23 protein-coding genes, 1 tRNA gene, 1 riboswitch and 1 other annotated feature are annotated in these 25,357 nt (G+C 50.2%); all 24 genes read left to right on the top strand.

Features of this window, described 5'->3' with window-relative positions; translation table 11 throughout:
• Positions 1-165: 165 nt before the first annotated feature.
• The 24 genes from dnaA to rlmB all read left to right on the top strand — a co-directional run bounded on the left by dnaA (position 166) and on the right by rlmB (position 25,260).
• Positions 166-1,494 carry a chromosomal replication initiator protein DnaA gene (gene dnaA / locus B9A14_RS00005; protein WP_084666963.1) on the top strand — a complete coding sequence of 443 codons (1,329 nt, stop codon included), beginning with the start codon at positions 166-168 and terminating at the stop codon, positions 1,492-1,494.
• 151 nt (positions 1,495-1,645) lie between these two features.
• Complete coding sequence (dnaN, locus tag B9A14_RS00010) at positions 1,646-2,770, top strand: DNA polymerase III subunit beta (protein WP_084662926.1); 1,125 nt, start codon at positions 1,646-1,648, stop codon at positions 2,768-2,770.
• A gap of 8 nt (positions 2,771-2,778) precedes the next feature.
• Entirely contained in the window at positions 2,779-3,852 is a 1,074-nt protein-coding gene (recF, locus tag B9A14_RS00015) for a DNA replication/repair protein RecF (protein WP_084662927.1), read from the top strand.
• Between the two features lie 44 nt (positions 3,853-3,896).
• Positions 3,897-4,151 (top strand): extracellular matrix regulator RemB, encoded by a 255-nt coding sequence (remB, locus tag B9A14_RS00020; RefSeq protein ID WP_084662928.1) that lies wholly within the window; start codon positions 3,897-3,899, stop codon positions 4,149-4,151.
• A 54-nt stretch (positions 4,152-4,205) separates the two neighbouring features.
• Positions 4,206-6,116 (top strand): DNA topoisomerase (ATP-hydrolyzing) subunit B, encoded by a 1,911-nt coding sequence (gyrB, locus tag B9A14_RS00025; protein WP_084662929.1) that lies wholly within the window; start codon positions 4,206-4,208, stop codon positions 6,114-6,116.
• A gap of 30 nt (positions 6,117-6,146) precedes the next feature.
• Entirely contained in the window at positions 6,147-8,561 is a 2,415-nt protein-coding gene (gene gyrA / locus B9A14_RS00030) for a DNA gyrase subunit A (RefSeq protein ID WP_269456748.1), read from the top strand.
• 109 nt (positions 8,562-8,670) lie between these two features.
• Positions 8,671-9,591 carry a pyridoxal 5'-phosphate synthase lyase subunit PdxS gene (gene pdxS / locus B9A14_RS00035; protein ID WP_084662930.1) on the top strand — a complete coding sequence of 307 codons (921 nt, stop codon included), beginning with the start codon at positions 8,671-8,673 and terminating at the stop codon, positions 9,589-9,591.
• A 68-nt stretch (positions 9,592-9,659) separates the two neighbouring features.
• Complete coding sequence (gene pdxT / locus B9A14_RS00040; protein WP_084662931.1) at positions 9,660-10,229, top strand: pyridoxal 5'-phosphate synthase glutaminase subunit PdxT; 570 nt, start codon at positions 9,660-9,662, stop codon at positions 10,227-10,229.
• A gap of 58 nt (positions 10,230-10,287) precedes the next feature.
• Positions 10,288-11,367 (top strand): glycoside hydrolase family 15 protein, encoded by a 1,080-nt coding sequence (locus B9A14_RS00045; protein ID WP_084662932.1) that lies wholly within the window; start codon positions 10,288-10,290, stop codon positions 11,365-11,367.
• 78 nt (positions 11,368-11,445) lie between these two features.
• Positions 11,446-11,546, top strand: a tRNA-Sec gene (locus B9A14_RS16850).
• Positions 11,547-11,670: 124 nt separating this feature from the next.
• Positions 11,671-11,874: a DUF1858 domain-containing protein gene (locus B9A14_RS00050; RefSeq protein ID WP_084666965.1), complete on the top strand. Its 204-nt coding sequence runs from the start codon at positions 11,671-11,673 to the stop codon at positions 11,872-11,874.
• 93 nt (positions 11,875-11,967) lie between these two features.
• A complete protein-coding gene (locus B9A14_RS00055; RefSeq protein ID WP_084662933.1) occupies positions 11,968-13,179 on the top strand; it encodes an HD-GYP domain-containing protein in 1,212 nt (403 codons plus the stop codon).
• 31 nt (positions 13,180-13,210) lie between these two features.
• Complete coding sequence (gene pnpS / locus B9A14_RS00060) at positions 13,211-14,620, top strand: two-component system histidine kinase PnpS (protein WP_157110002.1); 1,410 nt, start codon at positions 13,211-13,213, stop codon at positions 14,618-14,620.
• Positions 14,598-14,951 (top strand): AbrB/MazE/SpoVT family DNA-binding domain-containing protein, encoded by a 354-nt coding sequence (locus B9A14_RS00065; RefSeq protein WP_084662935.1) that lies wholly within the window; start codon positions 14,598-14,600, stop codon positions 14,949-14,951. Before pnpS ends, B9A14_RS00065 begins: the two co-directional genes overlap by 23 nt.
• Positions 14,952-15,013: 62 nt before the next feature.
• Positions 15,014-15,127: riboswitch (cyclic di-GMP riboswitch) on the top strand.
• A 91-nt stretch (positions 15,128-15,218) separates the two neighbouring features.
• Positions 15,219-15,854 (top strand): HD-GYP domain-containing protein, encoded by a 636-nt coding sequence (locus tag B9A14_RS00070; RefSeq protein ID WP_084662936.1) that lies wholly within the window; start codon positions 15,219-15,221, stop codon positions 15,852-15,854.
• A 696-nt stretch (positions 15,855-16,550) separates the two neighbouring features.
• A complete protein-coding gene (locus tag B9A14_RS00075) occupies positions 16,551-17,291 on the top strand; it encodes a phosphatase (protein ID WP_084662937.1) in 741 nt (246 codons plus the stop codon).
• Positions 17,292-17,306: 15 nt separating this feature from the next.
• Positions 17,307-18,680 (top strand): DNA repair protein RadA, encoded by a 1,374-nt coding sequence (radA, locus tag B9A14_RS00080; RefSeq protein ID WP_084666966.1) that lies wholly within the window; start codon positions 17,307-17,309, stop codon positions 18,678-18,680.
• A 143-nt stretch (positions 18,681-18,823) separates the two neighbouring features.
• Positions 18,824-19,948 (top strand): PIN/TRAM domain-containing protein, encoded by a 1,125-nt coding sequence (locus B9A14_RS00085; RefSeq protein ID WP_084662938.1) that lies wholly within the window; start codon positions 18,824-18,826, stop codon positions 19,946-19,948.
• On the top strand, positions 19,936-20,637 hold the full coding sequence (gene ispD / locus B9A14_RS00090; RefSeq protein WP_084662939.1) for a 2-C-methyl-D-erythritol 4-phosphate cytidylyltransferase: 702 nt from the start codon (positions 19,936-19,938) through the stop codon (positions 20,635-20,637). The genes B9A14_RS00085 and ispD overlap by 13 nt, the downstream gene beginning before the upstream one ends.
• Before the next feature lie 29 nt (positions 20,638-20,666).
• Positions 20,667-21,161: a 2-C-methyl-D-erythritol 2,4-cyclodiphosphate synthase gene (gene ispF, locus B9A14_RS00095; protein ID WP_084662940.1), complete on the top strand. Its 495-nt coding sequence runs from the start codon at positions 20,667-20,669 to the stop codon at positions 21,159-21,161.
• 16 nt (positions 21,162-21,177) lie between these two features.
• Positions 21,178-21,435: a binding site (T-box leader), on the top strand.
• Between the two features lie 58 nt (positions 21,436-21,493).
• Entirely contained in the window at positions 21,494-22,210 is a 717-nt protein-coding gene (gene cysE / locus B9A14_RS00100) for a serine O-acetyltransferase (RefSeq protein WP_084662941.1), read from the top strand.
• Positions 22,152-23,621, top strand: a complete 1,470-nt coding sequence (gene cysS, locus B9A14_RS00105) for a cysteine--tRNA ligase (protein WP_084662942.1) — start codon at positions 22,152-22,154, stop codon at positions 23,619-23,621. The genes cysE and cysS overlap by 59 nt, the downstream gene beginning before the upstream one ends.
• A 25-nt stretch (positions 23,622-23,646) precedes the next feature.
• Positions 23,647-24,339 carry an FAD-dependent thymidylate synthase gene (gene thyX, locus B9A14_RS00110; protein ID WP_084662943.1) on the top strand — a complete coding sequence of 231 codons (693 nt, stop codon included), beginning with the start codon at positions 23,647-23,649 and terminating at the stop codon, positions 24,337-24,339.
• 150 nt (positions 24,340-24,489) lie between these two features.
• A complete protein-coding gene (gene rlmB, locus B9A14_RS00115; protein ID WP_084662944.1) occupies positions 24,490-25,260 on the top strand; it encodes a 23S rRNA (guanosine(2251)-2'-O)-methyltransferase RlmB in 771 nt (256 codons plus the stop codon).
• Positions 25,261-25,357 lie beyond the last annotated feature (97 nt).

Below are 25,357 nucleotides of genomic sequence, written 5' to 3' on the forward strand. Positions count from 1 at the left end.
TAAAGGATCCTACCCCAAAAAGGGCAGTAAGCGCTAGCATAGTTACATTATATCCCAGCATTTTTCCTCCTGTCAAGAAAAAGGCCCGTTGCCACTTATCCACATCTTTGTTAAGATAATTTTGCCCCCTATCCACAGGCAAGGAGGTTTTCACCTTTGCCACCCATGAACTTACATGCCGCGTGGCAACAAGCTCTTCAGCTGCTAGAACAGCAGCTTCCGCCTCGAACCATAGAAGTATGGTTCCGCCAGGCGCGCCCTTTAGCTTTAAAGCAACACACATTTATCTTGGGCGTGCCCAATGAATTCGCCCGGGATTACATCCAGAGCCGTTTTTCTCCTTTACTCCAGGCCACCCTGGAAAGAATATTCCAGCGCTACGTCAACGTGCAGCTTATAGCCCTGCCCCCTGGAGAAGAGGAAACCTCCTTTTTCTTAGGGGCGACGGCGGTACCCGATAACGAAGAACTTTGCTATCTTAATCCTAAATACACCTTTGACACCTTTGTAGTAGGGAATAGTAACCGCTTCGCCCACGCAGCCTGCCTAGCCGTGGCCCAAGCCCCAGCTAAAGCTTATAACCCCTTATTTATCTATGGAGGGGTAGGGCTAGGGAAAACCCACCTCATGCAGGCCATCGGCCATTATGTACGCCAGCATATGCCCCATTACCGGGTCATGTACGTTTCTTCGGAAAAGTTCACGAACGAACTTATTAATGCCATCCACGATAATGATACGGTGGCCTTCCGTAATAAATACCGTAATATTGATGTTCTGCTCATCGACGATATACAGTTTTTAGCTGGTAAAGAGCGAACCCAAGAAGAGTTTTTCCATACCTTTAACGCCCTGTACGAGGCTAGCAAACAGATCATAATATCCAGCGACCGGCCACCTAAAGAGATCCCTACCCTAGAGGAAAGACTCCGCTCCCGCTTTGAATGGGGATTAATCACCGATATCCAACCTCCCGATCTAGAAACCAGGGTGGCTATTTTAAGAAAAAAAGCTTCCTTAGAAAATCTATACCTTCCCGACGAGATTATGCTTTTTATCGCCCAAAAAGTAGATTCTAACATCCGGGAACTAGAGGGGGCCTTCATCCGGGTAGCCGCTTATGCTGCCTTCACGGAACAGGAACTCACTTTGGAAACTGTGGAAAAGATCCTTAAGGAAGCCCTGAACCTAGCTAAACCTAAACCTATAACCGTCCATCTTATCCAAGAAAAAGTCGCTGCCTACTTTAATCTCAAAGTGGAAGATTTTAAATCGAAAAGGAGAACGCGGGACCTAGCTTATCCCCGCCAGATAGCCATGTACCTGGCCCGGGAACTTACAGATACCTCTTTACCCAAGATCGGTGAAGCCTTCGGTGGCCGGGACCATACTACAGTTCTTCATGCCTGGGAAAAAATTAGCCAGGATCTCCAAGAAGATCCTGAGTTACAACAGACTATAGAGCACCTGATACAGCAAATAAAGCAAGGATAAATAAACACCATTACTCACAGCCCTCTCTCTATTCTTAACAAGCCTTTAGGAGCTATCATCCACATCTCCACAAGTTTATATTACGATCACTACTAGAAACAATATCACTAATAATGAGGAGAAGAAAAACATAGAGGAGGTCTAAAACCCTGTGCGGGTAACTTGTCCCCAACCTTTACTTCTTAGCGCTGTACAAAAAGTTCATCGGGCTATAACTCAAAACAGCCCCCTACCTGCTCTAAGCGGAATACTTATTAAAGCACAAGCTGGACGTTTATCCTTCCACGCTACAGATTTAGAGATAGGGATTCTTTTCAATGTAGAGGCCGAAGTAGAAGAAGAGGGAGAACTTTTAATACCTGCGCGGCTGCTTACGGATATAGTACGGCATCTTCCTCCCGTAACTGTACACATTGACGGTGTAGCTGGTGGAGTGGTGACCCTTTCTTATCAGCAATCGCGGGTAGAGCTTTATAGTCTGGACCCAGGGCAATTTCCAGCCCTTCCAGAAAAAGAAGGAAGTATTTCCTTCCGTTTACCTATAGAAACTTTTAAAGAAGCCATAAAAAGGGTAGGTATAGCTACGGGAAGCGAAGATCTCCGGAGCATTTATCATGGCATTTTATGGGAGATAGACCCGGCTTCAGGCGAGTTTACCATGGTGGCTACAGATACCCACCGTCTGGCCCTGCAGCGCGGGAAGGTGGTCGTGCTGGAAGGTAAAGGTGAGGCTGCTCCCATAATCCCCCACCGGACCCTGGCTGAGCTGGCCCGGCTCCTGGGTAGTGAAGGTGAAGAAGAAGTTACTTTTACCTTGGGTCCCAGTCAGGTCTTCGCAGCGGCCGAAAATCTAAACTTCTATGGCCGGCTGCTTAATGGCCAGTTTCCTCCCTATCGCCAGGTGTTACCCTCTACCTTCGCTACGGAAGTTATAGTAGAAGCGCAAGAACTTACCCTAGCGGTGGAGCGGGCCTTAGTTTTAGCTCGTGACGATAGCCGTTTACGTTCTCCTATTATTCGTCTCCAGGTAAGGGAAGATTTAAAACTTTCCACCCAGGCCCCTGAAGTTGGCCAGCTAGAGGAGGAACTGGTAGCGGAAGTTTCCGGCCCCGGCTTGGAAGTAGCCTTAAATGGCAAGTATCTACTAAGCGCCTTAAAGGTGATCGATGAAGATAAGGTTATTTTAAAATTTAACGAGCCTTTAAAACCCATTGTTGTACAGGGTCTAGGCTATGAGGATTATTTTTGCTTGATTTTACCGATTAGAGTTGGGTAAAAATAAAAATGCAGGCGGTCTTTTTATCTGAACTTGTACTTAAGGATTTCCGTAATTTCCGGGAAGCTCAAGTTTCCTTTGCCCCTGGCCTCAACATCCTGGTGGGACCGAACGGCACTGGAAAAACCAATCTTTTGGAAGCTATAGGATATCTCTCTTTGGCCCGCTCTTTCCGCTATCATCCTGACCGGGAGCTTAGGAGTTGGGGTTGTGAGGAGTTTAGGATCCAGGGTACAGTATGGCGGGGAAGCCAGAAATTACAAGTGGATATACTATATCGGCCAGGACAGAAAGAATTAATGATTAATGGGAACCGCCAGCGGCTGCTAGATCTTTTGGGGTTATTCTTGACCGTCACCTTTGGGCCTGATGATCTCTATTTAGTCAAGGGCCCGCCAGCCCTACGTCGTAAGTTTTTGGATCGCGAGCTTTGTCAGATAGACCGTGCTTATGCCCAGCATCTTTGGGCTTACCACCGGGTTCTTCTTCAACGGAATGCTATTCTTAAGCAGGTAGCCGCCGGTAAAGTTCCCGTAGGAGATGTAGATCCTTGGAATGTCCAGCTTATCACCTTAGCCTTACCCATAATGGAACGCCGAAGGAGTTTTCTAGAACGACTTAACACTCTGGCTTCTTATTTTTATGCTCATCTGGCTCCTAAACAAAATGTGAGGTTAATTTACTCCCCCAGCCTGCCTTTAGGAGAAGATTGCTTAAGTAAGCTAACTTCCTCTCTAGAGAAGGAAGTGGCTGCTGGGGCTACCCTTTGGGGACCCCAGCGGGATGACTTTGTATTTTACCTAAACGGTCGTCCTGCCCGTCACTCCGCTTCCCAGGGCGAGCAGCGCTCTCTGGTTTTGGTCCTTAAACTGGCAGAAGTGGTTTATTTCAGCGAAGTATTAGGAATAAGACCCTGCCTTTTGTTAGACGATGTTTTTTCGGAGCTGGATAAAAAAAGGCAGGAACTGCTCCTTAAGTTGTTAAGTGAAGAAGGGCAAAGCTTTATAACCACAACTGAACTGGCTTCCCTACCCCAAGAAATAGTAAATAAAGGTAAAATCCTCGCCTTTCCTTTTAGATAGCTTTAAAGTTTTAACTATAAGACTTTTAAGGAAGGTGGCTTTTAATGTACCTTCATATAGGTGGGGAGATAGTTATACCTTTACGGGAGATAGTGGCCATTTTAGATTATGAAAAGGCCCTGCGCTCCCCAGCCAACAAGGAATTCTTAAGCAGTAAAGCTAAAGCCCCTCAAGGGGTAAAATCTTGTATAGTTACCAAGGATAATAAAGTATTTTACTCTCCCATATCCTCCTTAACCTTAGCCCGCAGGGCGGAAAGCTTCACCCATAGGTACATTGCGGCTGAAAATTACTTATGATATATTTGCCCTGGAAAAGTTCAATTTAGGAGGTTTTAATTTAGGAGGCAGGAGATGGAGGAAAGGGAAAACAAAAACCTTTACGACGCAAGCCAAATAGAGGTATTAGAGGGACTAGAGGCTGTAAGGCGTAGGCCCGGAATGTACATCGGGAACACCGGCGTACGGGGCTTGCACCAGCTTGTGTTTGAGCTAGTGGATAATAGCGTAGATGAGGCCCTGGCGGGGTTCTGCGATGAGATCCGGGTTATCCTTCACCGCGATGGCCGAGTAACCGTAGAGGATAACGGCCGGGGTATTCCTGTGGATATTCATGAGAAGACAGGGTTGCCAGGGGTAGAGGTAGCCCTTACCATGCTCCACGCGGGGGGAAAGTTTGGGGGCAACGGGTATAAGGTTTCCGGTGGCCTCCACGGTGTAGGGCTTTCCGTAGTTAACGCCCTTTCTGCTGAACTTAAGGTTAAGGTGAAGAGGGAAGGTAAAATATTTGAACAGCTTTACCGGCGGGGACAAAAGGTAACTGAGCTTAAAGCCACCGGAAAGGCTGAAGGAACAGGGACTATAGTAACCTTCCGTCCCGACCCCTTAATCTTTGAGACAGTGGAGTTCGATCCAGAGATAATAGGCCGCAGGCTGGAGGAGCTAGCTTTCCTTAACCGTGGCTTAAAGATCATCTTCCAAGATGAAATCCGGGACCGCAAACAAGTCTACCAGCATGAAGGTGGCCTAGTCGATTTTGTCCGGTATTTAAATAAAAATAAAAACGTACTCCATCCCCAGCCCATATACTTTAGCGCCACCAGGGAGGATGTCCAGGTGGAGGTGGCGCTCCAATATAACGATGGGTATAATGAGCTTATTTTATCCTATGCGAACAATATCCGTACCACAGAAGGCGGCAGCCATGAGATAGGATTTAAAGCAGCTTTAACCCGTATAATTAACGAGTACGGCCGCCGCTTTAATATTTTAAAAGAGGGCGAGTTAAGCCTTTCGGGTGAAGATGTACGGGAGGGTTTGGCTGCTGTAGTAAGTGTCAAGGTGAAGGAGCCCCAGTTTGAAGGCCAGACCAAGACGAAGCTGGGTAATACAGAAGTGCGGGGTATTGTGGAGGCTGTGGTGGGTGAATATTTGGGCGCCTACCTGGAAGAGAATCCTCCGCTAGCTAGGCGTATCCTGGAGAAAGCTTTGACTGCTGCCCGGGCCAGGGAGGCAGCCCGCAAGGCGCGGGAATTGACTAGACGTAAGAGCGCCTTAGAAATTATAGCCCTTCCTGGCAAGCTAGCCGACTGCACGAGTAGAGATCCGGCAGTGACAGAAATATTCTTGGTAGAAGGGGATTCGGCGGGTGGTTCGGCCAAGCAGGGCCGGGATCGGCGCTTCCAGGCTATATTACCCTTACGGGGTAAGATCCTTAATGTAGAGAAGGCGCGCATGGATAAGATTTTAAATAATGAAGAAATCAGGGCTATCATAACTGCCCTGGGCACAGGTATAGGTGATGATTTCAATATTGAAAAGCTCCGCTATCATAAAACCATCCTTATGGCTGATGCCGATGTAGATGGTTCCCATATCCGTACCTTGCTTTTGACCTTCTTCTACCGTTATATGCGGCCCTTGATCGAAAAGGGATACGTTTATATAGCCCAGCCTCCCCTCTATAGGGTGTCCCGGGGTAAGGAGACCCATTATCTTTATAGCGATCAGGCCCTAGAGAATTTTTTAGCCTCCCGGGATGGGGAACGCTGGGAGGTCCAGCGTTACAAAGGTTTGGGTGAAATGAATCCTGAGCAGTTGTGGGAGACTACTATGAATCCAGCCACCCGTACCCTCCTTAAAGTTACCCTGGAGGATGCGGTGGCAGCGGACGAGATCTTCGACATTCTCATGGGGGATAGAGTGGAACCCCGCCGTGAATTCATTCAGAAACATGCCCATGAGGTACGGAACCTAGATATTTAAGCTTCTAAAGCTAAAGGAGGGTTTAAGTCTTTGCTAGCGGAACCCACCGGCCTCATCTTGCCGGTAAGGATCGAGGAAGAAATGAAGCGCTCCTATATCGATTACGCCATGAGCGTAATTGTAGGGCGCGCTTTACCCGATGTGAGGGATGGTCTAAAGCCCGTACACCGGCGCATCCTTTATGCCATGTATGAGGCTAATATGACTCCGGACAAGCCCTATAAAAAGTCAGCCCGGGTGGTGGGTGATGTCCTGGCCCGTTATCATCCCCATGGCGATGCTGCGGTGTACGAGAGCATGGTGCGGCTGGCCCAGGATTTTGCTAGCCGTTATCCTTTGGTGGATGGCCAAGGAAACTTCGGATCCTTAGATGGGGATTCCCCGGCGGCTATGCGCTATACCGAGGCCAGGCTATCGAGCCTCGCCATGGCCATGCTGCAGGATATTGAGAAAGATACCGTGGATTTCATCCCCAACTATGACGGGACCTTAAAAGAGCCTGTGGTGCTTCCTGCCCGCATCCCTAATCTTTTAATAAACGGCTCGGCAGGGATCGCCGTAGGTATGGCCACCAATATCCCTCCCCATAATTTAGGGGAGATAATCGATGCCTTAGTTTTACTTATAGACCAGCCGGGGGCAGGGCTAAAGGAGATTTTGAACGTAGTTAAGGGCCCTGATTTCCCCACCGGCGGCTTAATCATCGGCCGGGAGGGGATACGTAACGCTTATCGTACTGGCCGGGGCACCATCAAAATACGGGCCCGGGCCGAGATAGAGCAGGTGGGTGGCAAAAGCCAAATTGTTATCACAGAAGTACCCTACCAGGTTAACAAAGCCCGTCTTATAGAGACTATAGCTGAGCTGGTAAGGGAGAAAAAAATAGAAGGGATAACTGACCTGCGGGATGAATCCGACCGCACGGGACTAAGGGTGGTAATTGAACTTAAAAAGGATGCCCAGCCTAAGGTCATCTTAAACCAGTTATATAAGCATACCCAGATGCAGGAGAATTTCGGAGTTATTATGCTAGCCCTGGTGGACGGCCGGCCCCAGATCCTTAACCTAAAGGAGATGCTAGAACATTATCTTAAGCATCAGAAGGAGATAGTTACCCGCCGTAGCCGCTACCTTTTAAACCAAGCCGAGGCCCGAGCCCATATTGTAGAGGGGTTAAGGATCGCTCTAAAGTTTTTGGATGCGGTCATCCAAACCATAAGAAGATCTCCTGATGTAGAGGCTGCTCGCCGCGCTTTGATGGATAAATTTTCTTTAAGCGAAAAGCAAGCCCAGGCTATTTTGGATATGCGCCTGCAGAGGCTTACGGCTTTGGAGCGGGAGAAGTTAGAAGAAGAGTACCGAGAACTTATGGAGAAAATAAGTTACTTTAAAGAGGTCTTGGCGGACGAATCTAAGGTGCTAGCCATTGTGCGGGAGGAGCTTTTAGAGATTAAGGCAAAATTTGCGGATCCTCGCCGTACCCAGATAGTAGATGAAGAGGAGCCTTTAGAGGCTGAAGATTTTATACCCCGGGAGGAAGTGGTTATTACTGTTACCCACCGGGGTTATATTAAACGCCTTCCCTTGGATACCTATAGAAGCCAGAGGAGGGGTGGCCGCGGTATCCAGGCTTTAACCACACGGGAGGAGGATTTTGTAGAGCATTTAACCGTAACCACTACTCACCACTACCTCCTCCTCTTTACTAACCAGGGTAAGGTCTACCGCCTTAAAGCCTTTGATGTTCCTGAAGCTAACCGCCAGGCCCGAGGTACAGCCCTGGTTAATTTGATCTATATAAATCAGGGAGAAAGGATAACAGCCCTTATAAGCGTAGAAAGTTTTGAGGAAGAAGCTTACCTTTTCCTGGCTACCCGCCAGGGCACCGTTAAAAAGACACCCTTAAGGGAGTACAATACTTCCCGGCGCGATGGGATAATTGCCTTGAACCTGGATGAAGGTGACGAGCTCATCGGCGTAGAGCTTACCCGCGGGAAGGACGAGATTATTTTAGGCACCCGGCAAGGCAAGGTAATACGCTTTTCTGAGGAGGAAGTACGGCCCATGGGCCGGGCCACCCGGGGTGTGCGCGGGATAGCCCTGGAAGGTGAGGATGAGGTAGTAGGTATGGTTAAAGTAAAGCCTTTTGCTGATTTGGTCTTGGTGTCGGAGAGGGGCTTCGGTAAGCGTACCCCTTTAGAAGAATACCGGGGCCAGGGTAGGGCTGGCAAGGGCTTGCTAGCCCTTAAAGTGAGCGAGAAGACGGGCCCCTTGGTGGCCTTGGCTGTGGTCCGGGAAGAAGATGAGCTTATGCTTATTACTGCTGAAGGCCTGCTTATTCGCCTTAGCGTAGAGGATATCCCCCGCCAGGGGCGCTATACTCGAGGGGTTACCCTTATGCGGTTAGAGGAAAAGGATAAGGTTATGGCTGTGGCTCGCCTTTAGAAAAATTTAATTCTAGCTTTAAAAATTAATTTCTAATAAAAAGGCCTTGCAGTAGCTTAAAGCCTGGTGTAAGATCACATAGAGCCAGGTTTGAAAGGAGGGGAAACCTATGGCTTTACTGGAGAAACCTAATGGGGAGGGGAATGGGGTCCAAAAAGGAACTTGGGTCGTAAAAAAAGGCCTGGCGGAGATGCTTAAAGGTGGCGTAATAATGGATGTCACCACCCCTGAGCAGGCTAAAATTGCGGAAGAAGCTGGGGCTTGCGCTGTTATGGCTTTAGAGAGGGTCCCCGCCGACATCCGGGCTTCCGGCGGAGTAGCCCGCATGGCCGATCCTACAGTAATCCTAAGGATTATGGAAGCGGTGACCATTCCAGTAATGGCCAAGGTGCGTATTGGCCACTTTGTAGAGGCCCAAATTTTAGAGGCTTTAGGTGTAGATTATATCGATGAGAGCGAGGTATTAACCCCGGCCGATGAGGAATTCCACATAAATAAACATGCCTTTAAAGTTCCCTTCGTGTGCGGAGCCCGGAATCTAGGTGAAGCCCTCCGGCGGATCGGGGAAGGGGCGGCTATGATCCGCACTAAGGGCGAGGCGGGAACTGGAAATGTGGTGGAAGCTGTCCGGCATATGCGCCTTATTATGAGCGAGATAAGGCGCCTGCAAAACCTCCCTGAAGAAGAGGTTATGACTTTTGCTAAAAATATCCAGGCACCCTATGAACTGGTAATGGAGACGAGGAGGCTGGGCCGGTTGCCGGTGGTGAACTTCGCCGCTGGTGGTATAGCCACCCCGGCTGATGCCGCCCTTATGATGCAGCTCGGGGCGGACGGTATTTTCGTAGGTTCTGGTATTTTTAAGTCCTCGGATCCTATGAAGCGGGCCCGCGCTATTGTAGCGGCTACGACTTATTATAATGACCCCCATGTACTAGCAGAAGTTTCTAAAGATCTAGGTGAGCCCATGCCCGGGATCGATGTGGCCACCTTACGGCCAGAACAGCGCCTCCAGGAACGCGGGTGGTAAGGAATCTTTTGGGGTTAGAAACTTGGGTTTAAGGGGAATTTGTAGCAGTTCTAGGAGGAAGAATAGTCATGCTGATAGGTGTTCTAGCGTTACAAGGGGCCTTTCGTGAGCACATAGTGGCCTTAGAGCGTTGCGGAGTTAAGGGTAAAGAAATACGAAAAAAAGAGCAGTTAAATGGCCTAGATGGCTTGATAATCCCTGGGGGTGAAAGCACCACCATCGGAAGGTTAATGGTGGATTTTGAGCTCCTTAATCCTATCCGCTACCTTATGGAGGAGGGCCTTCCTGTTTTCGGTACCTGCGCTGGCCTGGTGGTCCTCTGTAAAGAAATTGTAGGGAGCCAGCAGCCGCGGCTAGGGCTCCTTAACGCCCGGGTCCGCCGTAACGCCTTCGGACGCCAAGTAGACAGCTTTGAAGCCTATCTGGATGTACCCCTTTTGGGACCCCCACCCTTCCGGGGTGTGTTTATCCGGGCACCTTATTTAGAAGAAATATGGCCTCCGGCTGAAGCGCTGGCCACCTTTGAAGGTAAAATCGTGGCTGCCCGGCAGGACAAAATTTTGGCCACGGCTTTTCACCCAGAATTGACCGCGGACGACCGTTTTCATAGATATTTTATAAGCACTGTGGCTGGCTAGAAAGTAATAGGGGAGAAGGAAAGAATTCTCCAAGCTGTAACCTCAAGGAGGAGGGTATTTGAAAGCACTATTAACACGCAGCATAGAGATCCTTAAAAAGCATCAAGCTTGGACGGGAGCCTTCCCTGCTGCTCCTTATTTTCCTCCCTACCGGTATGTGTGGTTGCGGGATGGTACTTTTGTGGCCTGGGCCTTAGACTGGGTGGGGGAAAGGGAGGCGGCAGGGGCTTTTTATTCTTTTATGAGCCGTACGATTTTAAAGCATAGCTATAAAATAGAACGTGCTTTAAAGAGAGCTACAGAGGGGTATCCATTAGATGATGCCACTTGCCTTCACACCCGCTATACCTTAAAGGGAGAAGAAGGGCAGGAGCCTTGGGGCAATTTCCAGTTAGATGGGTATGGTACTTTCCTCTGGGGGCTGGCGCATCATCTACGTGCTGGGGGGAGGGGAAGGGAAGAATATATAAAGGTGATCGCAGAAGTAACCCGCTATCTTTGTGGCCTATGGAAAATCCCTTGCCTGGACTGCTGGGAGGAGAGGGGGGATCGCCTTCATCCTTCCACTCTAGCTGCCATCTATGGAGGTTTAAAGGCTGTTTTGGACTGGCTTCCCCTTAACCTAAAGGAGAAAGCCCAGGAAGTTCTTATAGCGTTGCCAGAGGTGGTAAAAAAGGAATTTGTGGTAGATGGGCACCTGGTAAAGGAGGCTTATTCGCCCGAAGTGGATGGCAACCTCCTATGGTTAGCCATACCCTATGGTGTACTGGATCTAGAGGAACCTGTTTTTATTGCTACTGTGCAGAAAATCGAGGAGGACTTGCGCGGCGGGGGAGTTAAGCGGTATCGGGGGGATACCTTTTATGGGGGCGGGGAATGGGTTTTGCTTACTGCCTGGTTGGCCTGGTATTACCGGCTTAGGGGAAAAGAAGAGGAAGCACGGGAACTTTTAAGTTGGATAGAGGCCCAGGCCGATGAGGAAGGCCAGCTGCCGGAACAAGTACCCAGTAACTTGACTTCTGAGGAACATTATTATTACTGGATAGAACGCTGGGGTCCTATAGCGAGGCCTCTCCTTTGGTCCCATGCCATGTATATAGCAGCCCGGCTTCCCGTCTTAGTTCCCGTTTGCAGTTGACGCTAGCCAGATGCTCTTGGGTTCCTTGCCTAGAAAACAAAAGTTATGTTACAATACTTTCTAAAGTGGAGCTTTCCTGGGGGTGGATCGGGCCTGGTGGCCTGCCTGGACTTCAAATCCAGCTGGCGCGCGGGGGAGACCCCGGGCGCGGTGGGTTCGATTCCCACACACTCCCGCCATAATGTAAAGCTCACTGGGTTTATTTAGGGGAAGGATTTCTAAAGGGCAGGGAGAGTTTTTAAGGAAAAAGTGCGGTAAAGGATAAGGGAGGAGGTTATTTTTGTGCCTGTTATAACTAAAGATATGAGCATCACGGAAGTGGTCAGCAGATACCCCCAGACGGTTCCCGTATTCATGGAGCACGGGATGGGATGTTTAGGTTGTGTGGCTGCTCGATTTGAAAACATCGAACAGGGCGCCCGGGCCCACGGCATCGATGTAGACAAGTTAATAGAAGATCTTAATAAGGTAGTGGCGGAGGAAAGGGATTCCAGAGATAACGCGTAAACTTAAATACTTTAGAGTCGCTCTTGCTCGCAGTTAAGGGAACGGGGTCAAGAGCGATTTTTTATTGTGGGCTAACTTGGAGGTAAAGTTACAGTGAGCTGCCCCCCAGATAAGCCTTTCTGCGAACTCATTGCCGCTTTGGGTACGGTCTTAGATATGGAAGATGAGACTAAATTATACCATGCTTGGCGTGTGGCCCTGGTAGCCCAAAAATTGGCCCAGGATCTTTTACCCCAGGAAGAAGCCCTTGTATTTTATGCAGCCCTCCTCCATGATGTGGGAGGTATAGGTTTACCCGATCATATTGTCCATAAGGCCGTACAACCAAGAGCGGAAGATGATCCTGAGATCCGCCAGCATCCCCAACGTGGAGCAGAAATGGTGCGGCTTCTACCAGTTTTAGGCCCTTTGCTTGCCCCTATGGTAGAGCAGCACCATGAACACTGGGATGGGTCTGGCTATCCCCGGGGGCTTAAAAACGGGGAGATCCATCCCGGTGCCCTGCTTATAAGTATTAGCGACATATTCGATTTGCGCTTGCGGGTGGCCAAGGTAAAAGCCTGGGAAAAAATAAGGCCGGCGATGGCGGCCCTTTCTGGTAAGGTGTACCCGCCGGAGCTCTGGGAAGCCTTTGACCGGTTAATGGGTTCTGCCTTTTGGGAAGAGGTAGCCACCGATTCGAATATAGAAGCGCACATGGAGGCTATCCATCAAGCTTTACCCCCTGTAGAAGGTATGTCCGGTGATTTTTTAAAGGCCACCATTTCCCTTTTTGCTAATATTATCGATGCCAAGCACGCTTATACAGGTGGGCATTCCCACCGGGTGGCCGCTTATGCCCTGAAACTAGCTAAAGCTCTGGGGCTTAAAGAGGAGGAGAGGGAGAAACTGGAGATAGCTAGTTTATTGCACGATTTCGGGAAAGTGGCTGTTCCTCGCTCGGTCCTGGATAAGCCTGGTCCTTTAGACCCTCATGAGCTTGAGGTGGTAAGGCGGCACCCCACACGTACCATAGCCTTGCTTAAGCAAGTCTCCGGCCTAAGGGAATTAGCCGAGATAGCGGGGTTACATCACGAAAGGTATGATGGGAAGGGATACCCCTACGGCTTAAAAGGAGAAGAAATACCCTTACCCTCCCGTATCCTCGCTGTGGCAGATGCCTTTGACGCCATGACCTCACGGCGTCCCTACCAGCCTATCCGGACACCCCAGGAAGCCTTGGAACGCCTCCGTCAAGGAGCAGGGACCCAATTCGATCCTCAGGTAGTGGAGGTAGCCCAGGTACTCGTAGAGAATAAGGGATGAGGTGGAGAAATTGAAGCGCCTGGCCCGCAAAATGGCTGTTAATATTACTGGTTGGATATTTTTTGTTTTATTTTTTATCTATTGGGCCATACGTTTTATCCTAGGGCCCCAGGGCCAGGGGATCCCCCTTATCCTTTCTGGCCAGGGGTGGGTATTCCTTATAGGCTTCTTGCTGGTAATAGGTGTGGGGGTTTACCGGCTTTGCTGCAACTTTTTATCCCCTCTAGAGGCTATGCTCCCTATAACCCGCAAGATAGCTGCTGGTGACCTAGAACAGCGCATCGAGGTAGAGAGGGATGATGAGCTGGGGATTTTAGCCAAACACCTTAATGATATGGTGGACCGCCTCCGTAACAACATCCGGGAGATTTCGGGTGAAAGGAATAAAATTAAGGCTATATTAGCTAGTCTTACGGATGCCGTAGTGGCAGTGGACCAGGTGGGCCGGGTGATGTTTGTGAACCCTGCAGCAGAAGAGATGCTTAAGAAAAGAGAGGACGAGGTGGTGCGCAAGTATCTTCTGGAGGTGATCCGTAACCATGAGATGGATAGCCTCGCCAAGGATATTTTGGATAAAGGGGAGACACGGGAGGCTGAACTTCGTTTATTTCCAACCTCTTCCCGGGTATTTAAAGTCCACGGTGCTCCCATAACTACTGAACAGGGCAGGATAGTAGGGGCAGTTCTTTCCATCCGGGATATTACGGAACTGAGGCGTTTGGAACAGATGCGCACTGAATTTGTGGCCAATGTATCCCACGAGCTTAGAACCCCCTTGACTTCTATCCGGGGTTTTGTAGAGACCTTGCTAGAAGGGGCCCTGGAGGATGAGAAGATAAGCCGCCGCTTTTTAACCATCATAAATAGTGAGGCCCAGCGTTTGCAGCAGTTAATAGAGGATCTCCTCACCCTTTCCCGGCTTGAACACCAGAAACCAGAAAAGGTGGTTAAGGGAGCCTCTCTAAAGGAAACCTTAAGCCGGGTCCTGGAGGTGGTAGGGCCCCTGGCACAGGACAAAGGAGTGGAACTTAAAGTAGAACTTCCTCCCGACCTTCCCCTTTTGAAGTTCCCGGAAAACTTTCTAGAACAGGTTCTCCTTAACCTTTTAGATAACGGGATCAAATATACTCCGAGGGGTGGTTCGGTAACTGTAGCTGCAGAGCGGGAAGGATCTAAGATACGGGTGGAGGTGCGGGATACCGGCATAGGGATCCCGAAGGAAAGCTTGCCTCGGGTCTTTGAACGGTTTTACCGGGTGGATAAGGCCCGTTCCCGGGAACTTGGGGGTACAGGCTTGGGGTTATCTATTGTAAAGCATATGGTAGAATCCCATGGTGGGACGGTAGGAGTCCATAGTCAAGTAGGGCAAGGTAGTACCTTTTACTTTATACTCCCTATAGCCGAAGGGGAGGAAGGGGGTGAAGGAGTTACGAGAAGGTAAGGTAGTGGGGACTTTAGGAGGGTCCCGGGAGATAGTTTACCGTCGGGTGGTGGATGAGAAGGGTAGGGTTACTTTACCCACTGAAATGAGGCAGCAACTAGAGATCCGGGCGGGGGAAGAAGTAGAGTTTCTCCTCCGGGAGGACGGACAGTGGTATATCCGCAAGGGATTCCCCCAGCGGGCTTGCACTTTTTGCGGTTGTGAGGTGGATTTAATACAGGTTTGGGGGCAGACCCTCTGTCGCCGCTGCGCTAAAAAATATCTGTATCTTTTAGCCCGGGAGCTAGAACTGGATATTTTTGTGGGAAAGAGTGGGAATCTACCAGATTAAGGAGGATTTTGGCTAACGGCGTCGAACAAATTTACCACCACAAAAAAAATCTCGAAATAAGAGCTGCTTCAGGGTAAACCTGTCGAAAGGCAGGGGCACAAAGCCATGGGTCTAAGGCTTTTCCCTTTAAGGGGTTAGCTCCTCTAAAGGGAGGCTATGATCGCCAGGCTGCCAGCTCTTAAGGGGTATAAGTGACCCTGGCGAGCCTTGCTCTGAAGCAAGGTTATTTTGTTTTATTAAAAAGAATTTAAGAGAGGATGTCCTTAAGTGGACGCCTACGCCGTTAGCGCATTGCTTGAGGATTTGTTTAGACATTCGCGCCTCACTTACTACCATTGCCTGCATGTAGCCGTTACTGCTCGCCAGGTAGCCATGGAGCTTGGATTAGAGTACCAAGAAGTGGAGAAGATTTTTTTAGGCGCTCTATTTCACGATATCGGCAAACTCAAAATTCCCCGGGCTATATTACATAAGAAGGGTCAGCTTACCCCTGCGGAGTGGGAAAAGATGTATAAACACCCGGAGGAAGGGTGCCACCTTCTACCGGATACCTTTCCTTGGCAGCCTATTAAGGAAATAATCCTTTACCACCATGAAAGATGGGATGGTAGGGGTTATTATGGGCTATCCCGCACGAAGATACCCCTAGGAGCTAGGATAATAGCCCTGGCTGATGCCTTTGACGCCATGACCTCACGGCGGCCTTACCAAGAAGCCCGCGGCTTAAGCGCAGCCCTGCGGGAGCTAGAGGAATGTAGTGGTAGCCAATTTGATCCTCAAGTTGTAGAGGCCTTTTTTTCCCTTACTGCAGGGTTCCTTAAGGGCCGGCAGGTCTTAAGACCGGAAAAAATTAATCTGATCTTAAACGTAACAACACGGAAACTTAACAGTAATGAGTTATGATATCAATGAACAGCCCGCTAGCCCTTTACTACAAGCGTCCTCTGACCTCCTTTTTTATATAAACCTTAAGCTTAGCCCAGAGATTTCTCTGGGCGTTTTTTTACCTTGCCAAAACAAAAGCAAAGAAGGCCGCGATCTTGCGGCCTTCCTTTTAAAGAGCCCATAAGGACCTTAACACCGGCTAACACACATCCCTACAGAGCCCATACCAGCCTTTCGGCGGGTATAGACCCTTACGGAACCTATGCTAACCTTAGCTCGACAATTTAAAGTACCTGAGAAGCCGAACAAGGTCTCTCGATCTTGTTCGACCTCTAGCCTTTAAAGGTTGCCTGCGGCACCTTAAATTGTCTTAGCTCGACCAAGGATCATCCTTGCCGACCTGCCCCTAATCCTTCGGACTAGGGGCAAGCCTTGACGGACTTATCCTTGATCTTCCCGCCAGCCGGTACCGAGCCTTTTTGACCCGGTACCGACCTTTGGCCGGAGATGGCCGAGCCCTTGCGGACCCGGCCATCTCCTGGGCTCGGCCCTTATGGACCCTGACGCTATTATTATTACCCGGAGCATAGGATAATATTTATTCTAAAGCAAAATCTCTTTGCTAAATTTTTGTTAAACAGAAGGACAAGGTATTGTCTTTGCGCTATACTTGTAGATAGAAAATCGCATTTAAAAGTAAAGGAGCGGAAAAAGATGTATTGCGAGGCCGATCTTCATACCCACACTATAGCCAGCGGCCACGCTTATAGCACAGTTAAGGAGCTTGCGGAAGCAGCCCAGGCCAAGGGGTTAAAAATGATAGCCATCACCGATCACGGCCTGGCTATGCCCGGAGGACCCCATGAATATTATTTCCACAATTTAATTTCGTTACCCCGTAAAATAGGGGAAGTAGAGATATTAAGGGGGGTAGAGGCTAATATTATCGATGAAGAAGGCCACTTGGATATACCGGAAAACCTTTTAGAAAAGCTCGATATAGTGCTCGCTGGCTTTCATGTAGCTACAGGCTTTGATGGCCGTTCCCAAGAAGAATACACCCGTGCAGCTTTGGCTGTCTTGGCCAATCCCCACGTACATGTTCTGGTCCATCCAGGGAATCCGGATTTTCCCTTGGATCTGGAGGCTATCGCCCAGGCCGCAGCAGCTAACCGTAAGGCCCTAGAATTTAACAATAATTCCTTTTTCTATAGTCGCCCGGGGAGCCTACCCCGTTGCCAACTCTTGGCCCAGTTAGCTAAGAAATATAAGGCTCCTGTAGTATTATCTAGCGATGCCCATGTATTTACGGCTGTGGGTAATTTCATGCGGGCCTGGCAGGTAGTGCGGGGTGCAGGAATAAACGAGGACCAGATACTTAACCTTACGGTTACCAGGGTAAAGGAATTTTTAGGCTGGCACCGGCGTCGGCCGCGGGCTGGACAGGGCGCCTAAAGGGGGATGTCCGTACTGGCCAAGGTAAAGGTTAAATTTATCTGCCAGGTTTGTGGTTATGAAAGCGCAAGCTGGCTTGGGCGTTGCCCGGCCTGTGGGTCTTGGGATACGCTGGTCCCGGAAACGCAGCCTATAACTTCACGTATGGGCCTTAAAGGTAGTCCCCAACCGGTAGGTACACCTCCTGTGGCTTTGACGGAGGCCCCGCGACTAGAGGGTGAGCGCCTCTGTACTGGCCTTAAAGAATGGGATCGTGTCTTAGGCGGGGGTTTAGTACCCGGTTCCCTGGTCCTGGTGGGAGGCGCGCCTGGGATAGGGAAATCTACCCTCCTTCTGCAGCTGGCTTATGCTGTAGCTAACCAGTGGGGGCCAGTGCTTTACGTTTCCGGGGAGGAGTCTTTAGCCCAAACCCGCCTACGGGCTGAACGCCTGGGGACGCTATCTTCTTCCATTTATTTGCTTTCCGAAACCAGCGTCCCGGCTATCCTGGAACAGGCAGAAATGTTAAAGCCTGTGCTTTTGATTGTGGATTCCATCCAGACGGTCTTTATCCCGGAAATACCAGTGGCCCCTGGAAGCGTCTCCCAGGTGCGCGAAAGTGCTGCTGCTTTCCTTAGGGCAGCTAAAATGGGAGGCCCTGCTATAATCTTGATAGGACATATAACTAAAGATGGGTTGCTGGCTGGCCCTAAGGTTCTAGAACACCTTGTGGATTGTGTTTTGTATTTAGATGGGGAGGGCTTGCAGGCGTACCGGCTTCTAAGGGCAGTAAAAAATCGGTTTGGTTCTACTAATGAGATAGGGGTTTTTGCCATGACCTCCCAGGGCCTCATGGAAGTCCCTAACCCTTCGGAAATACTTTTGGCCGAGCGCCCCTGGGGGGTAGCCGGGTCAGTGGTTACAGCCTGCCTGGAAGGTACCCGGCCCTTACTCCTGGAGATACAGGCCCTGGTGAGCCGGACAAGTTTTGGGCATCCCCGGCGCTTGACCACAGGGTTAGATTATAACCGAGCTTCCCTCTTGATCGCTGTATTGGAAAAGAGGGCCCAGCTCCCCTTGGGTCTGTGCGATATTTACCTCAATGTAGCTGGGGGAATAAGCATCGATGAGCCAGCGGCTGATCTTGCTGTTTGCCTAGCTATAGCCTCAAGTTTAAAGGAGATAGCTGTGGATGCGCGGCTCTTGGTACTAGGGGAGGTGGGTCTGGCCGGGGAAGTCCGGGCCGTCCCTCAGGTGGAAAAGAGGCTGGAGGAAGCCCGGCGGCTAGGTTTTTCTCACTTTATCCTTCCTGAAGGGAACCGCAAGGCTTGGGAGGGTAGCCAGGGGGAAGTGTTCTTTGTACGCAGCGTAACCCAGGCTTTAGAGCTGGCTTTTGTCCAGGCCGGGTAGGCAAGTTTGCTAGTGAACTTTGCCAGTCTTGCAAATATCTGTTATAATCAAGACCGGACGAAGGGGCTGGTATAATGTGGTGGCCGGTGAGGAATAATCCAGGGGAAGGAGAACTTTATTAGCTTAAAGAAGGTGAGGATAAAATGCTGTACATGTTACTTCGGGGTATAATATCCCTGATGGGGGGGGCCCTGGGGTTCGCCCTGGCTCAAACTGCTTTGAGGTGGTGGGTTACTGGACCCCCGGGAGCCAAGCAATCTCTGGTAGCCCTTGTTACCCTTCTGGCCGCCCTAGCCGGCTTCATCTTGTCCCGGTATCTGATCGAGGCTACCTTGCAAATTGTACGCCGCCTGGAAAATAAGCTTCAGCGTCTTTCTGCTCAAGAAATAGTAAGCGGCGCCATGGGACTCATCCTTGGACTTATCATCGCTAATTTGCTGGGGGCCTCTTTTATACACCTGCCTTGGATAGGCCCTTACATCCCCATGGCGGCGAGTATATTATTTGGCTATCTAGGCTGGAGCCTGGGAACTAAAAGGAGAGAGGAAATCTGGAGTTTGTTTTCCATTTTCCCTAAGCTAAGTTCTAAGGATAAGGCCAAAGGAGGGGCTTCCAGCCCAGGGGCCAAGATTCTAGATACGAGCGTTATAATCGATGGCCGTATCGCTGACATTATCCGTACGGGCTTTCTGGAAGGTACCATCATTGTTCCCAGCTTCGTACTAGAAGAACTTCGCCATATAGCTGATTCTTCAGATATACTTAAGCGGAACCGGGGCCGGCGGGGACTAGATATGTTAAATAAGATCCGGAAGGAGCTAGGCGTTAATGTAAAAATTTACGAAGAAGATTTTGAGGATATTACAGAGGTGGATACTAAACTTGTACGTTTGGCCCAGAAGCTTAAGGCTCCTATTTTAACTAATGATTATAATCTAAACAAGGTAGCTGAGCTCCATGGTGTGAAGGTGCTAAATATTAATGAACTGGCCAACGCGGTAAAACCCATAGTACTACCTGGTGAGGAAATGACCGTGCAGGTTATAAAGGATGGGAAAGAAGCGGGCCAGGGGGTGGGTTACTTAGACGATGGTACCATGATAGTGGTGGAGAACGGGCGACGCTTCATGGGCCAGTCCATAGCTGTACTGGTGACTAGTGTCTTGCAAACCTCGGCAGGCAGGATGATCTTTGCCCGGCCTAAGGTCCTCGAACGTAAGAACAACCACCAGCCCCTGGAGCGGGGAGAATATCAATGCCTTTCTTAACCGCCCTGGTGGCGGCAGCAGGGCGGGGGCGGCGATTGGGTCTGGGGTATAATAAGGTTTTTTTGCCCCTTAAAGGCCGTCCTCTTTTGAGCTATAGCCTGGAGGTCTTGGGAAGATCCCCTCTTGTACAGGCTGTTATAGTAGTCACCACCCCTGAAGATGTGGACAGGTGTTGGGCCATAATAGGTCCCCAGTATGCTAAAGGGATCCGGGTGGTGGAAGGGGGAAAAGAAAGGCAGGATTCCGTAGGCAAGGGACTAAAAGCCCTACCCCCGGAGACTGAATTTGTAGCTATCCACGATGCAGCCCGGCCCTTGCTTACGGAAGAGCTTTTAGCTAAGGTAGTGAAAGCAGCCTTGGAGACGGGGGCGGCTATAGCAGCTGTTCCCGTGCAGGATACCATCAAACGGTGCGGGGCAGCTGAGCTAGTAGAAAGGACAGTTAACCGGGAGGGCCTCTGGGCCGCTCAGACACCCCAGGTGTTCCGACGGGATTGGTTGGAAGAAGCCCATCGACGGGCTAGAGCGGAAGGATGGCGGGCTACCGATGATGCATCTTTAGTAGAAAGGTGCGGTTATCCAGTTAAGCTGGTACCTGGGGATTATGCTAATATTAAAATAACTACCCCTGTAGATCTAGTGCTGGCCACCGCCCTTTTGGAGGCCCGAGAGAAGATAAAAATAGAGTAGGGGCCTTGGCCGGAAAGGTGAGGAACTTTATGCGTATAGGTTTGGGCTTTGATGTACATCCTTTAGTGGAAGGCCGTGAACTCATCCTAGGGGGCATAAAAGTGCCTTATGAGCGGGGTTTGGATGGGCATTCGGATGCCGATGTTCTTCTTCACGCCTTGGTCGATGCTTTACTCGGGGCAGCGGCTCTGGGGGATATCGGTCAGTATTTCCCTCCCCAGGATCCCCAGTGGTTAGGGATTTCGAGCCTTGTTCTTCTTAAAGAGGTTTGGGATAAAGTTAGCCGGTTGGGTTACCGGGTGGGTAATGTGGATGCAGTATTAGTGGCCGAGCGCCCACGTCTTGCTCCTTATCTTCCCGCTATGCGGGAAAATATTGCTCGGGTTTTGGAAGTTGGGCTGGAACAGGTGGGGTTAAAGGCTACTACTACAGAAGGGTTAGGCTTTACGGGACGGGGCGAGGGGATAGCTGCTTTTGTTACCGTCCTCCTCTTTCTTGACAAGGAGATCCCGCGCGATTTATAATGGGCAAGGAAAAGGTTAAAAGGCAAGGAACGGGCAAAGTAGACGCCCCCGCCTCCTCCAGAGAGGGGTCGCCGTGGGCTGGAAGCGGCCTTAGGTAGGCAGGCGTTGAAGTGCGCCCGGGAGCTGGGTGGCCGAAAGGTTAGAAGCTTAGTAGGCTACCACGGGTTCGCCCCGTTAGAGGCGAAGGCGCTTTTCTTGCGCCAAAAGAGGGGGAAGGCAGATTTTAGGTTGCCTTCCAAGCAGGGTGGGACCGCGGAGGCCCTCCGCCCCTGAGGGGTGGAGGGCCTTATTTAGCTAGGATGTTTTTTAAGTAAATTTAGAGGGGTGGGGCTATGTGGAGGCAAATTAAGCGGGATATCCAGGTGATTTTTGAACGGGATCCTGCAGCGCGTAGCGTGCTGGAGGTCATTTTATGCTATCCTGGATTCCATGCCATCCTCCTTCACCGTATAGCCCATTTTTTCTGGCGTAAAGGTTTTAAACTTTTGGCCCGGCTCATCTCCCAATTTAACCGTTTCTTAACAGGGATTGAGATCCATCCTGGTGCCCGTATAGGGAAAGGGCTGTTTATCGATCATGGTATGGGTGTGGTCATAGGGGAGACGGCTGAGATAGGGGATAATGTTACCCTCTATCAAGGGGTAACCCTGGGGGGGACAGGTAAGGAGAAGGGCAAGCGCCATCCCACTATTGGCAATAATGTGGTCATAGGAGCTGGAGCCAAGGTATTGGGCAATATTTGCATTGGGGATAACGTAAAAATAGGTGCGGGTTCGGTGGTGCTGCGGGACGTGCCTGCCAATTGTACTGTGGTGGGGGTCCCGGGTAAAATTGTGGTCCGCGATGGCCGCAATATTGCGGATGCTCAAGTTTCGGAGATCGATCTTCGCCACGAGGACTTGCCGGACCCCGTGGCGGAGATGCTCCTTTGCTTGCAGCGCCAGATACAACGCTTGGAACGCCGGATAGAGGAACTGGAGGGTAAAAGCCTTGAGCTTACATCTTTACAACACGCTGACGGGCTGCAAGGAAAAGTTCGTACCTCGTGAACCTGGCCGGGTAACCATGTACGTGTGCGGTCCCACTACTTATAACTATATCCACCTGGGTAATGCCCGGCCTTTGGTGGTTTTTGATACTTTGCGCCGGTATTTAGAATACAAGGGTTACCGGGTATTTTATATTCAAAATTTCACCGATATTGATGATAAAATTATTAAGCGAGCCCAGGAAGAAGGGCGCACCGCGAATGAGGTGGCCGCCCAGTATATTGAGGAATATTTTAAGGACGCTGATGCCTTAAACGTCCGGCGGGCTGATTTTTATCCCCGGGTGACTGACCATATCAAGGATATTATAGCGGCGGTGGAGGGTCTGTTGCGCTCAGGGTACGCTTACAATATAGAGGGGGATATCTACTTTGCGGTGGAAAAGTTCCCAGGTTACGGGAAATTATCCCACCGCCGGCCTGAAGAAATGCTGGCTGGTGCCCGGGTGGAGGTGGATACACGCAAAAAAAATGCCCTAGACTTTGCCTTGTGGAAAAAGAGCCGGCCAGGGGAACCAGCCTGGGAGAGCCCTTGGGGGCTGGGAAGGCCCGGTTGGCATATTGAGTGTTCTACCATGGCCCTTAAATACTTGGGCCCTAATTTCGATATTCATGGGGGAGGAGCGGATCTCATCTTTCCCCACCACGAAAATGAGATAGCCCAGGCTGAGGCCTGGACAGGGCAGCCGCTAGCTCGTTTTTGGCTGCATAATGGATTTATCACGGTAAATCAGGAGAAGATGTCCAAGTCCCGGGGTAACTTCTTCCTTGTGCGGGAAATACTTGCCCGCTTTTCTCCCCAAGCGGTGCGCTTGTATCTTCTTAGTACCCATTACCGCAGCCCTTTAGATTTTGCCGATGAGTACCTGGAAGAGGCCGAAAGGAGCTTTGAGCGTTTAGCTAATGCCCGGATAGCCTTAACTCAAGCTTTAGAACGCATCAAGAAGGAGGAAGAAGCTTATAGGGAGGCTGTTGCTAGGGAGGAAGACCCTAAAGCCGTAAGGTTAAAAATACGTGTGCAGGAACTGCGAGATCAATTTGAGGAAGCTTTAGATGATGATTTTAATACCGCCCAAGGTATGGCTATATTGTATGAACTAGTACGGGAGATCAATAGCTATTTGCATAAAGGCGAGCTAGGCCCTGGGGCGGGTGAGGCTTTGAAGTTGGCTTCTTTTGCCTTAGAGGAATTGGGAGAGGGGGTTTTGGGCCTTTTTGGTCCTGCCAAATTAAGTGCTGATGACCGTTTAGTACAAGGTCTGATAGAATTGATAATAGAGCTACGGCAAGAAGCTCGGCAGAAGAAAGACTGGGTTACGGCTGATTACCTGCGGGAGCGCTTAAAGGCCTTAGGGATTATGGTAGAAGATACCCCCCATGGCCCGCGCTGGAAGATAAAGCGGTCTAATTAATTTTGAAGTAAGGAGAGAAAGCAGGTTGCGGGTGGAACTTATAGCTTATACCCCTGAGCCGGAAAAAATAGTAGCTGCTGCTGCACGTATTTGTTATTCCCAGCGGGGGGCAGCTGAAATCTTGGAAAACATGGAAGATAAAGAGGTGGATAGGCTCATCAAGCTCCTTTTATCTTGCGGCCATGAGTCCCCGGTGGAACACGTTACCTTTACCTTCGCTATAGAAGGGGTAAGCCGCGCTTTATCTCACCAACTTGTCCGGCATCGTATAGCCTCTTATTCCCAGCGTTCCCAGCGTTATGTTTCTGAGGAAAATTTTCCATACATCGTGCCGCCCAGCATAAATGGGGAACCGGAGGCCTTAGAGATCTTTGAAAATTGCTTATCCCAGATAAGGGAAGCTTATGCCCGCCTGACAAAGCTTGTTCCCCGGGAAGATGCCCGTTATATTTTGCCCCAGGCGTGCGAGACCAAGCTCATATGCACTTTTAACGCCCGTAGCTTATTTAATTTTTTCCGCTTACGCTGCTGTTCCCGGGCCCAATGGGAGATACGGGCGCTGGCCCTTAAAATGAGGGAGGTTGTGCGGCAGGTGGCTCCTCGGCTATTCGCCAAGGCTGGACCCAATTGCGAAGTTTTAGGGATATGTTATGAAGGCCCCTTTAGCTGCGGCCGGGCTCCGGTAGTTAAGTCTAGGGGAGAAATAGAAGAAGAATAAGAAAGCCAAGAAACGGGGTTTGGCCAAAAGGGATATCCAAGGGAAAAGTTTGGCAGTCGGCAGAAGGGGCAGGAGAAAAAAGGTTGGCTGCGAGGGATCTTTAAGGAAAGGGGATGCTCCAGACAAAAGGGAAGCAGGAGATGAAATTTTATGGAAGAACTGCTGGCTGGCCGTCAGGCGGTGCGGGAGGCGCTTAAGGCCGGGCGTCCCCTGCACAAGATCCTAATAGCTGAAGGCACCAAGGGTGCCCTCCTTAACGAGATTCAGTTCCTAGCCAAGGAGCGAGGGGTACCTGTTTTAAAGGTAGAACGCAAGGCACTGGATAGGTTGTCCAGAACCGCCCCCCATCAGGGAGTAGTAGCCCTGGCCGCTGCTAAGGAATATGCTGAACTAGAGGATCTGATAAAGGCAACCCAAGCCCAAGAGGAGCCTGCCTTTTTAGTTATGCTAGATGGGGTAGAGGACCCTCAAAACCTGGGGGCTATCTTGCGCTTAGCTGACGCCTGTGGGGTACAAGGGGTGATAATTCCACGCCGACGTAGCGCTGGACTCTCCGCTGCCGTGGCCCGTGCTTCGGCTGGGGCCCTTGAGTATGTTCCTGTGGCCCGGGTAACTAATCTTCATCAGGCTGTGGATACCTTAAGGGAGGCTGGTATGTGGATTATAGGCGCGGAGGGGGATGGAGAAACCCTGGCCTTTGAGGCTGACTTTACAGTACCCTTGGTCCTGATCTTGGGGGGTGAAGGTAAGGGGCTTTCTCCTTTATTAAGGAAGCATTGTGATCTAGTAGTGCGGCTTCCCTTATTAGGCCATGTAACTTCCCTTAATGTAGCGGCAGCTGCTGCGGCCCTCTTTTACGAGGTGGTTCGCCAGCGAAAATTTCCATCTGGCCGGGAAGAGGAGCTGGGCAAGGAAAACTAAAAAGTGTAAGTTACAAGAGAAGGAAATTTTTCGAGTCTTGCTCGAGAGCTTGATTTCCGGTATAATTAATGGTGTCGTTGGACAAGGTAAAAAGCCT

Origin of the sequence: Thermanaeromonas toyohensis ToBE, assembly GCF_900176005.1 — a bacterium.
GTDB classification, from domain to species: Bacteria; Bacillota; DSM-521; order Neomoorellales; family Neomoorellaceae; genus Thermanaeromonas; species Thermanaeromonas toyohensis.

What these genes read in the sequence shown, in the direction of transcription:
- recF (WP_084662927.1), top strand. Translation starts at nt 2,779, where the DNA reads ATGCAGGCGGTCTTTTTATCTGAACTTGTACTTAAGGATTTCCGTAAT.
- rlmB (WP_084662944.1), top strand. Translation starts at nt 24,490, where the DNA reads ATGGAAGAACTGCTGGCTGGCCGTCAGGCGGTGCGGGAGGCGCTTAAG.
- ispF (WP_084662940.1), top strand. Translation starts at nt 20,667, where the DNA reads ATGCGTATAGGTTTGGGCTTTGATGTACATCCTTTAGTGGAAGGCCGT.
- B9A14_RS00075 (WP_084662937.1), top strand. Translation starts at nt 16,551, where the DNA reads ATGTATTGCGAGGCCGATCTTCATACCCACACTATAGCCAGCGGCCAC.
- pnpS (WP_157110002.1), top strand. Translation starts at nt 13,211, where the DNA reads ATGGCTGTTAATATTACTGGTTGGATATTTTTTGTTTTATTTTTTATC.
- ispD (WP_084662939.1), top strand. Translation starts at nt 19,936, where the DNA reads ATGCCTTTCTTAACCGCCCTGGTGGCGGCAGCAGGGCGGGGGCGGCGA.
- B9A14_RS00085 (WP_084662938.1), top strand. Translation starts at nt 18,824, where the DNA reads ATGCTGTACATGTTACTTCGGGGTATAATATCCCTGATGGGGGGGGCC.
- gyrB (WP_084662929.1), top strand. Translation starts at nt 4,206, where the DNA reads ATGGAGGAAAGGGAAAACAAAAACCTTTACGACGCAAGCCAAATAGAG.
- remB (WP_084662928.1), top strand. Translation starts at nt 3,897, where the DNA reads ATGTACCTTCATATAGGTGGGGAGATAGTTATACCTTTACGGGAGATA.
- pdxT (WP_084662931.1), top strand. Translation starts at nt 9,660, where the DNA reads ATGCTGATAGGTGTTCTAGCGTTACAAGGGGCCTTTCGTGAGCACATA.
- pdxS (WP_084662930.1), top strand. Translation starts at nt 8,671, where the DNA reads ATGGCTTTACTGGAGAAACCTAATGGGGAGGGGAATGGGGTCCAAAAA.
- dnaA (WP_084666963.1), top strand. Translation starts at nt 166, where the DNA reads ATGAACTTACATGCCGCGTGGCAACAAGCTCTTCAGCTGCTAGAACAG.
- cysE (WP_084662941.1), top strand. Translation starts at nt 21,494, where the DNA reads ATGTGGAGGCAAATTAAGCGGGATATCCAGGTGATTTTTGAACGGGAT.
- B9A14_RS00050 (WP_084666965.1), top strand. Translation starts at nt 11,671, where the DNA reads ATGAGCATCACGGAAGTGGTCAGCAGATACCCCCAGACGGTTCCCGTA.